This window comes from Pseudomonas edaphica (assembly GCF_965277385.1).
GTDB classification, from domain to species: Bacteria; Pseudomonadota; Gammaproteobacteria; order Pseudomonadales; family Pseudomonadaceae; genus Aquipseudomonas; species Aquipseudomonas edaphica.
Window position 1 is genome coordinate 5,129,854 of sequence record NZ_OZ255725.1, and the last position, 13,828, is coordinate 5,143,681.

Below are 13,828 nucleotides of genomic sequence, written 5' to 3' on the forward strand. Positions count from 1 at the left end.
ACTCAGTGGTGACGTGGCTTGAGGATCGCCGGTTTTTCGTCAGGCGCATTGCACAGCAGGTACAAGGCGGTGAGGGCTTCCGGGATCTGTACGATCATGTCGTCCATCAGGTTGGCATCGGCGGCGATGTCGGAGAATTCCGGCTGGTCGTCGAACAGACCCGAACCGACCATGATCGGCAGCAGCATTTCGCTGACTTCTTCCTCGGCAGTTTCGAACCAGGCGGCTTCGCGCAGGAACACACCTTCCATGAAGCCGATGCACCAGCCGCGCAGGTCGGAGTCATCCGGCTCCTCGCCCAGGTCCAGCTCGCACGGCAGCTCGAATTCCTCATCGGAAGCCAGTTGGCGACCAATGTGGGCCTTGAGGGCCAGCAGGGTGGATTCGATTTCTTCGCGTTGGGCGGCGTCGGCGTAGTGCGGTTCTTCGGCGAACAGCGCGTCGATCCATTCACGGTCGGGCACGACGTCGGCGCAGATCGACAGGGCGGTCAGGTAGCCGTGAGCGGCCACGTAGTCCAGCGCCTCGTCATGCAGCTCATCGGCGTCGAGGAAGGCTTGCAGGCGGGTTAGTTGCTCAGCGAAGGACATTGAAGGGCTACCTTGGGAATAAACGATGCGCAATTCTAGGCTTTCTTGAGCGTCCAGGCCAGCTGCAAGGCATATTTGCCGGGTTCTGGAGCGGGGTGACTATTCGTCAGTGGCGCCCTTTGCCAGGTAACGCTCGGGTATACTGCCGCGTTTTGTGATGCCCCTGCAGGCCAAGCGCCAATCCGCGAAAACTTCGCTTACGGATTATTTCCCGTGAAGCGGTGTTTTTTCGGCCAGCCTGTACAGAGGGATTTCGGCACCATTTTGGAGTTTTACATGCTCGAACAGGCTCAACGCGTCCTCAAGGACATCTTCGGCTACGACAGTTTTCGTGGCCGCCAGGGTGCGATCATTGAGCGCGTGGCCAGTGGCGGTGATGCCCTGGTCCTGATGCCTACCGGCGGCGGTAAGTCGCTGTGCTTTCAGGTGCCGGCGCTGTTGCGCAATGGCTTGGCCGTGGTGGTGTCGCCGCTGATCGCGTTGATGGACGATCAGGTCGCCACCCTAGAAGAACTCGGTGTCGCCGCCGCCGCCTTGAACTCCACCTTGAGTGCCGAACAGCAGCGCGAGCTGGCTGCGCGCATCAAGCGCGGTGAAGTGAAGATGCTCTACCTGGCGCCAGAACGGCTGGTGCAGCCACGCATGCTGGCCTTCCTGCAAAGTCTGGAAATTGCGCTGTTCGCCATCGACGAAGCCCACTGCGTGTCGCAATGGGGCCACGATTTCCGTCGCGAATACCTGCAACTGGGCCAACTGGCGGAATTGTTCCCCGACGTGCCGCGCATCGCCCTGACCGCCACCGCCGACAAACGCACCCGCGAAGAAATCGTCGAGCGCCTGCATCTGCAGAACGCCGAGCGCTTTCTGTCGAGCTTCGACCGGCCGAATATTTTTTACCGCATCGTGCCCAAGGAACAACCGCGCAAGCAGTTGCTGGCGTTCCTGTCCGAGCGGCGCAGCGACGCAGGCATCGTGTATTGCCTGTCGCGCAAGAAGGTCGATGAAGTGGCCGCGTTTCTCTGCGAGCAAGGCTACCCGGCGCTGCCGTATCACGCGGGGCTGCCCAATGACACGCGCTCTGCCCATCAGAAGCGCTTCCTCAACGAGGAAGGCCTGATCATGGTGGCCACCATCGCGTTCGGCATGGGCATCGACAAATCCAACGTGCGTTTTGTTGCACACATGGACCTGCCAAAGTCCCTTGAGGCCTACTACCAGGAAACCGGTCGCGCCGGCCGTGATGGCCTGCCGGCGGATGCCTGGATGGTCTACGGCCTGCAAGACGTGGTGATGCTCAAGCAGATGTTGCAGAACTCCGAAGGCGATGAGCGCCACAAACGCCTGGAACAACACAAGCTCGATGCCATGCTCTCGCTGTGCGAAGAGACCCGCTGCCGCCGACAGACGCTGCTGGCGTATTTCGACGAGGACATGCCCGAGCCATGCGGGCACTGTGACAATTGCACCGATGGCGTACAGACCTGGGACGCTACCGAGCCGGCGCGCCAGGCGTTGTCGACCATCTACCGTACCGGCCAGCGCTACGGCGTGGGGCATCTGGTGGACGTATTGCTGGGCAAGGACAACGAGAAAGTGCGCAGCTTCGGCCACGAAAAACTCTCGGTGTACGGCGTCGGCAAGGCGCGCGCCGAAGGCGAATGGCGTTCGTTGTTCCGGCAGATGGTCGCGCGCAACCTGGTGGACATCGACATCGAAGGCTACGGCGGCTTGCGCCTGAACGACAGTTGCCGGCCATTGCTCAAGGGCGAGGTGAGCCTGGAGCTGCGCCGCGACCTTAAGCCGCAAACCACCGCCAAAAGCAGCAGCACCAGCCCGGCCAGCCAATTGGTGCGTGGCGAAGAACGCGAACAGTGGGAAGCCTTGCGCACCCTGCGGCGCAAACTGGCGCAGGAACACAGCGTGCCGCCTTACGTCATCTTTCCCGACTCCACGTTGCTGGAGATGTTGCGCGAGCAACCGACCAGCATGGCCGAGATGGCCAAGGTCAGCGGCGTGGGTGCGCGCAAGCTGGAACGCTACGGCCAGGCTTTCCTCGAAGTGCTCGGCGGCCAGGCCGAGGCGCCCAAGGAAGTCGCCGACATCCGCCATGAACTGATCAGCCTGGCACGTGCCGGTATGACCCCGATCCAGATCGCCGGCCAGCTGCAATGCTCGGAAAAAAACGTCTACACCTTGCTGGCTGAATCCATCGGCAAGCAACAGTTGTCGTTGGAGCAGGCCCTTGATTTACCGGAAGATCTGCTCGGTGAAATCCAGGATGCCTTCCTCGACGGAGAAGGCGAATTGCCACCTGTCACAGAGATCGCACCGCTGTTTACCGGGCGTGTTCCTGAGGGGGTTTTGTATTGCGTACGTGCCGCTTTGCAGTCTGAATTCGAAATTTAATGTGCCAATTACGACAATGTAACGAATCAGTACATAGCACCGCTTGCCTCATGGCATGGCTCATGCTTAGCTGACTAATAATTAGCCACATTTTATTTTCAGTCTAAATCATGAGTTTTTTATGCCGTTAACCGAACAACACCGCTTTGGCATGCAGTTGGCGCAAATGTCCCGAGGCTGGCGCGCCGAACTCGACCGCCGTTTGGCGGGGCTGGGCTTGTCCCAGGCGCGTTGGCTGGTGCTGTTGCACCTGGCCCGTTTTGTAGATGCGCCCACCCAGCGTGAACTGGCGCAAAGCGTCGGCGTAGAAGGTCCGACCCTGGCTCGCCTGCTCGACAGCCTTGAAGGCCAGGGCCTGGTGCAGCGCCAGGCGGTGCTGGAGGATCGTCGCGCCAAACGCATTCTGTTGTGCGACACCGCCCGTCCGTTGATTGATCAGATCGAAACCATCGCCACGGCCTTGCGCCATGAGTTGTTCGTGGGCGTGGATGAAGAAGATTTGCGCGTGTGCATGCGCGTGCATGGGCACATTCTGGCGAACCTGGAAAAGTCCTGAGTCAGGCCACTTAATGGTGAGCGGGCTTGTTGTGGCGAGGGAGCTTGCTCCCGCTGGGCTGCGTAGCAGCCCCAAAGCCATCAACCTCGTTGCACCTGAATGATCGCATTCACCGCATTGGGGGCGCTTCGCACACCAGCGGGAGCAAGCTCCCTCGCCACAGTAAGCCTGGCATCCAGCTAGAACGTCTGCCCCAGGTTCAGGTACACCGCCTGCTGCTTGTCATCATTGAACCCATAGCTGAAATTCAGCGGCCCTAACGGCGTATCAAAACCGAGGAAAATACTCGCGGCATTGATGTACCCGCTGTCGAACTGGTTATCGTTGTTCCACGCCCGGCCGCGTTCCATCGAGGCGCCGAGGTACAGCGGGAAATCCAGCGGCAGGTATGAGCGCGGCGTCAGGCGGCGGTAGTACACAGCACGCATCAGTGCGATGTTCTGCCCCGAGATTGAGTCTTCGCGAAAGCCTGATAATTGCCGCGCACCGCCGAGCAGAAAGCTGGAAACCACCACGTCGGATTTATCCAGCGTGCGCCCATAACGACCGCCGAGTATCAAGGTGTCCGGGCCGTGGCTCATGGCCTTGTCCAGCTTGAACTCCCACTGTCGGTAGCGCTGGTCCGAACCCAGGCCGGGCTCGAACTCTCGGAAGGCCAGGCCGATGTCTTCGCCGGTATGGGGGAAGTACACGTTATCCAGCGAATCGAACGAGTACTTGAGCTCATAGAAACCCTCATTGAAGCTCACACTCGGCAAGTCGCGCTCGCCAACACGCACATCTGCCTTGCCCCAGGCTTCACCGACGCCGAAGCGGATCTCGCCGCTATTGCCAATCTGGCGCCCCACGTTCAAACCAAAACCGTAGCGCTCCAGACGGTATTCGGCGATAGGGTCGCTGTCCAGCACCAGGTCGACGTTCTGCGCCTGGGCACTGATATAAGGCGCGACGAAATAGCGCGAGCCCACATCCAGTGGCTGGTAGAACTCGCTGTACAGCTCTTGGCGATCACCAATCTGCACGCGCGTCAGCCATTCGGCGCCAAGGCGGTTGATGCCGTTCATGCGGTAACTGGCGCCGAGGTTGTAAGCGCTGGCGCCGCGCATGTCATCCGACAGGTTCAGGCCCAGGCGCAAATAGTCGGTGCCGCTGCGTTTGCCGCGCGCGCTGATGACCAGGGTATTGTCCTGGCCCTTTTTCACCACGCGGTATTGCACCTGCTCGAAGTAATCCAGGCCGTACAACGTGCCCATGTCGGTTTGCAGGCGGCCCAGATTCAGCGGCTCGCCCAGGGTTTGGCGAATGTAGTAGCGAATTACGTCGTCACTGACTTTCGAGTCGTTCTCCACCTTGATGGCGGTGATCACCGGCGTGCGTTCGCCCGGGGTGCGGGCCTCAACCAATTGTGGGTCGATCGGTTCGGCGGGGCGCAAATGCGCCAGGCGCACGTCGAGGGCGCGGGTGGCGCGGTAGCCTGCGTCGATCATGTCCTTGGCGCGGCCGAAGTCCGTCACGCCGTAGGCGGCCAGCGGCGGCTGGATCAGCACATCCTTGGGATGCAGGGCCTTGAGTTGTTCTTCTGAGTTGCGTCGGGTCATCAGGGTGATGGACTGGTTGAGCACGTCCACGACCGTCGCCAGTTGTTTGCGTGAGCGCAGCGGCGTGCCGATGTCCACGACGATAGCGATGTCGACGCCCATTTCGCGCGCCACATCCAGTGGGATGTTGTCGGTCATGCCGCCGTCCACCAACAGCCGTCCGTCCAGTTCCACCGGAGCGAACACTGCCGGGATCGACATGCTCGCACGGATCACCTGGGGCAAGTGACCCTTGCTGAACACCACTTTTTCGCCGGTGGTGATGTCGGTGGCCACAGCGCGGAACGGGATTGGCAGCTTGTCGAAGTTACGCGTATTGCTGGAGTGGGCGAACATGCTTTCCAGCAGCAGCGCCAGGTTCTGGCCCTGGATCACGCCGAGCGGCAGGCCAAGGCTGCCGTCATCGCGAAAGCTGAGTTTTTGTTTGACGAGGAAATCGCGGTCATCCTGTTTGCGCCGAAACGGCACATCTTCGCGCGGCGGGGCGTCGGACAATGCCTGCTGCCAGTCGATATTGAGCGCGAGCTTTTCCAGTTCATCGATCTTGTAGCCCGAGGCGTACAGGCCGCCAATCACCGCGCCCATGCTGGTGCCGGCGATAGCATCGATATGGATACCTTGCTCCTCCAGGGCCTTGAGCACGCCAATATGCGCAAGGCCACGGGCGGCACCGCCGGACAGCACCAGGCCGATTTTGGGGCGTGGGCTTTCGACGGCATCAGCGATCAGGGGAAGCAGGCACAGAAACAGGCAGGACAACAGGCGGCGCATCATGAATCTCGAGGCTGGGCGATAAAGGCCGGTATTATAGTCACTCGATCGTCCGTGCCCGATATGTCAGGAACTTCTCTAATTATGTCTGCCAGCAAACCCGAGATCGTCATCACCTATTGCACCCAATGCCAATGGCTGTTGCGCGCGGCGTGGCTGGCCCAGGAATTGTTGAGTACATTTGCCGATGACTTGGGCCGTGTGGCGCTTGAGCCAGCCACCGGCGGGGCGTTTCGCATCACCTGCGACGGTGTGCAGATTTGGGAGCGCAAGGCCGACGGCGGCTTTCCAGAGACCAAGGTACTCAAGCAGCGCGTGCGCGACCAGATCGACCCGCAGCGCGACCTGGGGCACAACGACCGCCAAGCCTGAAGGCTACGCGGTGGCTGCCGGCTGTTTGGCCTGGCTGGCACTGCCCATCAAGCCTGAGAGCACGATGGCGACAATGATCAGCGCGCCGCCCAGCAGCATGCGCAAGGTCGGGGTTTCGGCAAACAGCAGCCAGGCCACGGTGATGCCGTAGACCGGCTCCATGGCGAACACCACCGAGGCGGTGCGCGCCTTGATCACCGCGAGGCTGGCGACAAACAAGCTATGGGCCAGGCCGGTGCAGAACACCCCGAGCAGACCGATCCACAGCCAGTCAATCGCACGTACATCCGCCAGGCCCGGTGCTGCGACTGGCAGCAGGCACGCCGCGACCACCACGTTCTGGCACAGCGCAGCCTGCACCGCCGGAATGCGCCCGGAGCTGGCGCGGTTGTTCAGCGACAGCAGCGAGAACAACAGGCCCGAGAGAATCCCCCACAGCAGGCCGCCCGTGGCTTGGCTGGCGAGGTCGAAGTCTGGCGTGACCAACACCAGGCCCACCGTGACCAGCGCCACCAGCAACACTTCGTTGGCGCGAATGCGCTCACGGAAGATCAGCCCTTCAAGCATCACGGTAAAGGCCGGGAACGCGGTGAAGCCAAGGGTGGCGACGGCCACCCCGGCGACTTTGACGGCAATGAAGAAGGTCACCCAATGCGCCGCCAGCAGCACGCCACTGACCACGAGGCGACGCCAGTCGCGCATCTCCAGGGTTTTCCAGGTGGTGTTGCTGGCAAATCGCGCAAAGATCGCCAGGGCGATTACGGCAAAGGCGGCGCGACCAAACACGATGATGGCCGGCGAGGCGGCTGCCAGCTTGCCGAAAACACCAGTGAGGCCAAACATCAGTGCGCCGATATGCAGGGCGCCAAGGGCTGAGCGGGGAGTCATTGCGATCCTTGAACCAACGGGGGTGACAGAATCGCAGTCTAGAGGGTTGGGTGCGCCGGTGTCTGTCGCGGACCTCGCGAATCTTAGCGCCAGCCTCTCATCACAATCATCCCATTAGGCAACGAATAACCTGTGGCGAGCAGGCTTGCCCTGCGTTGGGTTGCGAAGCGACCCCAAAAATGGGACTGCTGCGCAGTCCAACGCGGGGCAAGCCCGCTCGCCACAGTGACGGTGTTCGCTGTTGGGATCAGCCGCCTGGGCGGTCAGACTTTATGCTTACGATGAGCGGCGTAAGGCGCCGGGGGATGCGCCAAATTCTCGCAACATGGCGGCAGAGAAGGCACTTTGCGAGGCGTAGCCGACGCGCTCGGCAATTTCGCCAACAGGCAGCGGCGTCTCGCGCAAAAGTTTCAACGCCATGTGCAGGCGACGGCTACGCAGGTAGTCCATCGGTGTTTGCCCGCACTCGGCCATAAAACGTGCATGCAGGCGCGCTACCGAGAGGTCGGCAATACGCGCCAGGTCGGCCACCTGCAACGGGCGCGCAGCATGGCGTTCGATATGCGCATTGAACGCGGCATACGGCAAACGCTTGCCCGGTAGCGGTTGGGCCAGCGGATGATTGAGACTGGCCAGCAACAACACCGCGCCTTGCTGGGCGATCAGCGGGTCATCCACCGGGCTGTGTGCCAGCCATTGCACCAACTGGCTTTGCCGGGCGTCCAGTGTCAGTCGTGCCGGTTGATCGAGCAGGCGGCGACTGGTGTCGGCGTGTTCGCCCAAGGACTGCGCCACCCAATGCTCGTCGGGAACATCCAGCACCAGGCAGCGGCTGCCGTCGCGACTGCCGCAGGCATGGTGGGCCGAGAAGGGCAGCACCATCACGCTGCTGGCGTGCACCTGGCTGCCAAGGCCATCGACTTCCAGGTCCAGGTGCCCCGACAACCCGAACACCAGTTGGGCGTGGTCATGGCTGTGGGCGAGCGGCTCTTCAATGTAGTGGCGCAGCGTGAGGGTCGGTCTCATCGCGGTCTCCTGGGCAGCAGGCCTGCAGTCTACAACGCTTCAAGGGCTTTGATCGCTGTCATCAGAATGACGCACAGTTGTCATGGGCTATTAACCGCCTGGGCGCAAGCTCGCGAAAACACCGTCGAGGGATGCCCATGACCAGTGCCGAGTTCGCCAAACCCAGCCGCAAACAACGGGTTCGTACCCTGTGGATCTCCGACGTGCACTTGGGCACCCGGGATTGCCAGGCCGAGCACCTGTCACAGTTCCTCAAGGGCTACCACGCCGACAAGGTCTACCTGGTCGGCGATATCATCGACGGCTGGAAAATGCGCGGCGGCATGTACTGGCCTCAGGCTCATACTAATGTGATCCGCCGCCTGCTGACCATGGCCAAGCGCGGCACCGAGGTGATCTACGTCACCGGCAACCACGACGAATTCCTGCGCCGCTACTCCAAGCTGATCCTGGGCAATATCCAGCTGGTGGATGAGGCCGTACACGTTACCGCCGATGGCCGTCACTTGCTGGTGATTCATGGTGATCAATTTGATGTGATCACCCGATACCACCGTTGGCTGGCGTTCCTGGGCGATTCGGCCTATGAGTTCACCCTCACGCTCAACCGCTGGCTCAATCACTGGCGTGCGCGGTATGGCTATGGCTACTGGTCGTTGTCGGCGTACCTGAAACACAAGGTCAAGACGGCGGTGAGTTTTATCAGCGATTTCGAAGAAGCGATCGCCCACGAAGTGACCAAGCGCGAGCTGCATGGCGTGGTGTGCGGGCATATTCACCATGCCGAGATTCGCAAGGTGGGCGAGGTGGACTACCTTAATTGCGGGGATTGGGTGGAGTCGTGCACCGCGTTGATCGAGCACTGGGATGGCAGTATCGAGTTGTATCGGTTGGCGGATGCGCAGGCTAAAGAGGCGCTGCTCAAAGCTGAGATGGTTGCGGGCTAGAAGGTTCGCACGGTCAAAAATGTGGGAGCTGGCTTGCCTGCGATGGCGGTTGTTCAGTCAACTTATTCAGTGACTGACACACCGTAATCGCAGGCAAGCCAGCTCCCACAATTTGATTGGGTTTCTTCAGTTATTTCGAGACGTCGGCGATGGCCTCGGCCAGTAATGCCAGGCGTGTCGCGTCAATACCCGCCACATTCGCCCGCCCCGAACTGACCATATACACGCTGTGCTTCTCGCGCAGTTGCTTGACCTGCTCAGCACTCAAACCGGTATAGGAAAACATCCCGCGCTGCGCACCAATATGCGCAAACTTCTCGGCCAGCCCGTGGGGCGCCAGCGCCTCCACCAGCCCGGAGCGCAGTTGGGCAATGCGTGAACGCATGGCCTCGACTTCATCGCTCCAGCGCTTTTTCAGCTCGGCGTCGCCCAGGATGGTCGCTACCACTGCGGCGCCATGATCCGGCGGCGTCGACCACAGGTTGCGCGCGATATTCGCCAGTTGGCTGCGCACGTCCGTGAGCTTCTCGGCGTCTGCCGCGCACACGATCAGCGCGCCGACACGGTCGCTGTACAGGCCGAAGTTCTTCGAGCAGGAACTGGTGACCAGCACTTCCGGCAGCTCGGCGGCAAATAACCGTACCGCCCAGGCGTCCTGCTCCAGGCCGTCGCCAAAGCCCTGGTAGGCGAAGTCGATCAATGGCAGCAATTGCCGTTCGCGCACGATGCGCAACACCTGGCGCCAGTCGTCCTGGGACAAGTCAAAACCGGTCGGGTTATGGCAGCAGGCATGCAACAACACCACGTCGCCTTTGGGCACGGTGGCCAGTGTTGCGAGCATCGCGGCCACGTCCAGGCGGTTATCCGCGCCCACATACGGGTAATGGCTGACCTTGAGCCCGGCCTTGGCGAAGATGGTTTCGTGGATCGGCCAGGTCGGGTTGCTCAGCCACACGCCGCGGCCGGGCAGGTTTTGCGCGATAAAGTCGGCACTCAGGCGTAGCGCGCCGGTGCCGCCAGGGGTTTGCGTAGCACCGGCGCGACGCTCGCGAATCAGCGCTGAATCGGCGCCCAGCACCAGCTCACTGATCAGCGAACCGAAGGCCGCATTGCCATGGCCGCCGATATAGGTCTTGGTGGTTTGCGTGTCCACCAGGCGCTGTTCGGCCAGTTTTACCGAGTGCGGAATCGGCGTCAGGCCCTGGTCGTCCTTATACACACCCACGCCCAGGTCGAACTTGTTCGGGTTGGCGTCCTGAGCATACAGGTCCATCAGCCCGAGGATCGGGTCCCCGGGCACGCGGCCAATGGCATCAAAATGCATTACTTGCGGCCCTCGGCGTCCTTGGCCACTTCGTCGGTGCGCGCGGCCATGATGAAGTCGTTGCGGTGCAGGCCTTTGATCGAGTGGCTCCACCAGGTCACGGTGACTTTGCCCCACTCGGTGAGCAGGCCCGGGTGATGGCCTTCGGCTTCGGAGATTTCACCCATGGCGTTGGTAAAGGCCAGGGCGAACTTGAAGTTCTTGAACAGGAAAACCTTTTCCAGCTGCATCACGCCGTCGCGTACTTCGATGTTCCAGTCGGGAATCTGCTTGATCAGTACCGGCAGCTCTTCGTCGCTGACTTGTGGGGCATCGGCGCGGCAGGCTTCGCAGTGGGCTTGGTTCAAGGTGGTCATGGGGGTGTCCTGAATTCGAAAGATTGAGATCAGTGGGCGTTACCCTAAAGCAACGCGCGGCCAGGGGACAGATTCACCTGGCCTCAAAATGTAAGGTTCAAGCAGCTTCGGGTTTGGGCGGCACTGCCTTTGGGGTGAAGAGCGGCGCATGCAGACCCAACTGCATACCGCGCTCGACCATGCCCATGATGTCTTCCTGCGCCACTTCAAACAGGCGCTTAAGCTCGGGCAGTACGAAGTACAGCGGTTGCAGGATGTCGATGCGATACGGCGTACGCATTGCTTCCAGCGGGTCGAAGGCCTGGTGTTCGGGTTCATCCGACAGGCAATACACGCTTTCTTTAGGCGACGACAAGATGCCGCCACCGTAGATGCGTCGACCTTGCGGCGTGTCCACCAAACCGAATTCGATGGTCATCCAGTACAGGCGCGCCAGGTACACGCGTTGCTCTTTGGTGGCCGCGAGGCCGAGCTTGCCGTAAGTGTGGGTGAACTCGGCAAACCATGGGTTGGTCAGCAGCGGGCAGTGGCCAAAGATCTCGTGGAAAATATCCGGCTCTTGCAGGTAGTCCAGTTCTTCGCGGGTGCGAATAAAGGTCGCCACCGGAAATTGCTTGCTGGCGAGCAATTCAAAGAAGGTCTGGAAGGGGATCAGTGCGGGGACGCGGGCAACTTGCCAGCCGGTGGTTTCGGCCAACACCTTGTTGATCTCACCCAGTTGCGGGATGCGGTCCAGGGGCAGGCCGAGCTTGTCGATGCCGTCCAGATATTCCTGGCAGGCGCGTCCCTCGATCACTTTCAATTGGCGCGTGATCAGGGTGTTCCACACCGCGTGTTCTTCCGGCGGGTAGTGGATAAAACCTTGCGCATCGGGCTCGCGGGCCACGTAGTGCGTCTGCTTCATACGGCTCTCCTGCTAGGCATTCGTTCTTGTTATGTCCTGCGATGAGCCTATTGATAACGCGGAAGGCGACGGATTCCATCGGGCTCCGGTGCTTGCGCGTAGGAAAAGTTACCGTTATTCGTAAAGTTTTCGTTACGGTATGCCGGCCTCTCGTTGTCTTGGGCTGGGAAAAGGTCACAAGCTGTCACATAATCTTGACGACTATCTGCGCCCAGCGGCAAAAAGCCCCGGCGCTTTCCCACCATTTGGGCTTTTTCATGCGTATTAAAGTGCACTGCCAGAACCGTATCGGCATCCTGCGGGACATTCTCAACCTGCTGGTGGAATACGGCGTCAACGTCGCCAAAGGCGAGGTAGGCGGTGAACATGGCAACGCCATTTACCTGTTTTGCCCCAACCTTGTGAACATGCAGTTCCAGGCGCTGCGCCCGCAATTCGAAGCAATTGCCGGGGTATTTGGCGTTAAAAGGGTAGGGCTGATGCCCAGCGAACGTCGGCATATGGAGCTCAATGCGCTGCTCGGCGCCCTGGAGTTTCCGGTGTTGTCGATTGATATGGGCGGCTCCATCGTCGCCGCCAACCGCGCGGCGGCGCAGTTGCTCGGGGTGCGGGTGGACGAGGTGCCGGGCATTCCGCTGTCGCGTTATGCCGAGGATTTCGACCTGCCGGAGTTGGTGCGTGCGAGCAAATCGCGCATCAACGGCTTGCGGGTCAAGGTCAAGGGTGACGTGTTTTTGGCGGACATCGCGCCGCTGCAGTCTTCCGAACACGACGACAGCGAGGCCATGGCCGGTGCCGTGCTGACCCTGCACCGTGCCGACCGTGTGGGCGAGCGTATCTACAATGTGCGCAAGCAAGAGCTGCGCGGCTTCGACAGTATTTTCCAAAGCTCCAGGGTCATGGCCGCGGTGGTGCGCGAAGCCCGGCGCATGGCGCCGCTGGATGCGCCGCTATTAATAGAAGGCGAAACCGGCACCGGCAAAGAGTTGCTGGCACGCGCTTGCCACTTGGCCAGTCCGCGCGGGCAATCGCCCTTGATGGCGCTCAATTGCGCGGGCCTGCCGGAGTCGATGGCCGAGACCGAGCTGTTCGGCTACGGCCCCGGCGCATTTGAAGGGGCGCGGGCCGAGGGCAAGTTGGGCCTGCTGGAGCTGACGGCGGGCGGTACGTTGTTTCTCGATGGCGTGGGGGAAATGAGCGCACGCTTGCAGGTGAAATTGCTGCGCTTTTTGCAGGACGGCTGCTTTCGCCGGGTGGGCAGTGATGAAGAGGTGTACCTCGATGTGCGGGTGATCTGTGCCACCCAGGTGGACCTGTCGGAACTCTGTGCCCGTGGCGAATTCCGTCAGGACCTGTATCACCGGCTCAACGTGCTGTCGCTGCATATCCCTCCGCTGCGTGAATGCCTGGATGGCCTGGCGCCGCTGGTTGAGCACTTTCTTGACCAGGCCAGTCGACAGATTGGTTGCCCGCTGCCCAAGCTGGCGCCGGCGGCGATGGACCGGCTCAGTCACTACCATTGGCCGGGCAATGTGCGGCAGTTGGAAAACGTGTTGTTTCAGGCGGTGTCGTTGTGCGACGGCGGCATGGTCAAGGCTGAGCATATTCGCCTGCCGGATTATGGGGTGCGCCAGCCGCTTGGGGATTTTTCCCTGGAAGGCGGGTTGGAGAACATCGTTGGGCGGTTTGAAAAGGCGGTGCTGGAGGCTTTGTACGCCGAGCACCCGAGCAGTCGGCAGCTGGGTAAGCGCCTTGGGGTGTCGCACACCACCATTGCCAATAAGTTGCGCGATTACGAAATCCTCAAGACCGATAAATAACCTGCTGACACACTGGGGTTAAAACTGTGGGAGCTGGCTTGCCTGCGATAGCGGTGTGTCAGCTGGCCCATTTATCACTGACCCACCGCTATCGCAGGCAAGCCAGCTCCCACAGTTGATCTTTGTCGTCCTTAAGACCGGTGCTTGCCGCAGGCGGCAGTAGTCCGCCGTTTTTTCGACTCTATCCCTGCCACCTAATCTCTAAGCCTGCCCGCAAACCCCCGCCGCATATGGACTTCAATCTATTTTAAAAAGTTGGTTCGCAAATTG

General features: G+C 60.9%; 12 protein-coding genes. 5 read left to right on the plus strand and 7 right to left on the minus strand.

Going from position 1 to position 13,828, the window contains the following annotated elements:
- Positions 1–2 precede the first annotated feature (2 nt).
- Complete coding sequence (locus ACQY47_RS23430; protein ID WP_017134909.1) at positions 3–590, minus strand: YecA family protein; 588 nt, start codon at positions 588–590, stop codon at positions 3–5.
- Positions 591–866: 276 nt separating this feature from the next.
- Here ACQY47_RS23430 and recQ point away from each other — a divergent pair, with 276 nt between their 5' ends.
- Positions 867–2,996 carry a DNA helicase RecQ gene (recQ, locus tag ACQY47_RS23435; protein ID WP_058422156.1) on the plus strand — a complete coding sequence of 710 codons (2,130 nt, stop codon included), beginning with the start codon at positions 867–869 and terminating at the stop codon, positions 2,994–2,996.
- 121 nt (positions 2,997–3,117) lie between these two features.
- Positions 3,118–3,552: a MarR family transcriptional regulator gene (locus ACQY47_RS23440; RefSeq protein WP_017134911.1), complete on the plus strand. Its 435-nt coding sequence runs from the start codon at positions 3,118–3,120 to the stop codon at positions 3,550–3,552.
- Between the two features lie 179 nt (positions 3,553–3,731).
- On the opposite strand, the gene ACQY47_RS23445 is transcribed toward ACQY47_RS23440, so the two are convergent.
- Positions 3,732–5,921, minus strand: coding sequence for a patatin-like phospholipase family protein (locus ACQY47_RS23445; protein ID WP_428557382.1), 2,190 nt, complete (start codon positions 5,919–5,921; stop codon positions 3,732–3,734).
- A gap of 84 nt (positions 5,922–6,005) precedes the next feature.
- On the opposite strand from ACQY47_RS23445, the gene ACQY47_RS23450 reads away from it, so the two are divergent.
- A complete protein-coding gene (locus ACQY47_RS23450; RefSeq protein ID WP_428552316.1) occupies positions 6,006–6,293 on the plus strand; it encodes a SelT/SelW/SelH family protein in 288 nt (95 codons plus the stop codon).
- Positions 6,294–6,296: 3 nt separating this feature from the next.
- Here ACQY47_RS23450 and ACQY47_RS23455 read toward each other — a convergent pair whose 3' ends face one another.
- Together ACQY47_RS23455 and ACQY47_RS23460 are read right to left on the minus strand one after the other, a co-directional pair.
- Positions 6,297–7,181 carry a DMT family transporter gene (locus ACQY47_RS23455; RefSeq protein ID WP_099548867.1) on the minus strand — a complete coding sequence of 295 codons (885 nt, stop codon included), beginning with the start codon at positions 7,179–7,181 and terminating at the stop codon, positions 6,297–6,299.
- 276 nt (positions 7,182–7,457) lie between these two features.
- Positions 7,458–8,207 (minus strand): AraC family transcriptional regulator, encoded by a 750-nt coding sequence (locus ACQY47_RS23460; protein WP_177034568.1) that lies wholly within the window; start codon positions 8,205–8,207, stop codon positions 7,458–7,460.
- A gap of 137 nt (positions 8,208–8,344) precedes the next feature.
- Here ACQY47_RS23460 and ACQY47_RS23465 point away from each other — a divergent pair, with 137 nt between their 5' ends.
- Positions 8,345–9,154 (plus strand): UDP-2,3-diacylglucosamine diphosphatase, encoded by an 810-nt coding sequence (locus ACQY47_RS23465; protein ID WP_017134916.1) that lies wholly within the window; start codon positions 8,345–8,347, stop codon positions 9,152–9,154.
- A gap of 130 nt (positions 9,155–9,284) precedes the next feature.
- On the opposite strand, the gene ACQY47_RS23470 is transcribed toward ACQY47_RS23465, so the two are convergent.
- From ACQY47_RS23470 to phhA, 3 genes are all read right to left on the minus strand, one after another.
- Positions 9,285–10,478: an amino acid aminotransferase gene (locus ACQY47_RS23470; RefSeq protein WP_428552321.1), complete on the minus strand. Its 1,194-nt coding sequence runs from the start codon at positions 10,476–10,478 to the stop codon at positions 9,285–9,287.
- Positions 10,478–10,834 (minus strand): 4a-hydroxytetrahydrobiopterin dehydratase, encoded by a 357-nt coding sequence (locus ACQY47_RS23475; protein ID WP_017134918.1) that lies wholly within the window; start codon positions 10,832–10,834, stop codon positions 10,478–10,480. The genes ACQY47_RS23470 and ACQY47_RS23475 overlap by 1 nt, the downstream gene beginning before the upstream one ends.
- Before the next feature lie 97 nt (positions 10,835–10,931).
- Complete coding sequence (phhA, locus tag ACQY47_RS23480; RefSeq protein WP_017134919.1) at positions 10,932–11,738, minus strand: phenylalanine 4-monooxygenase; 807 nt, start codon at positions 11,736–11,738, stop codon at positions 10,932–10,934.
- Between the two features lie 257 nt (positions 11,739–11,995).
- Between phhA and ACQY47_RS23485 the strand changes: the two genes are divergently transcribed.
- A complete protein-coding gene (locus tag ACQY47_RS23485) occupies positions 11,996–13,558 on the plus strand; it encodes a sigma-54-dependent transcriptional regulator (RefSeq protein WP_305454682.1) in 1,563 nt (520 codons plus the stop codon).
- Positions 13,559–13,828: the final 270 nt, after the last annotated feature.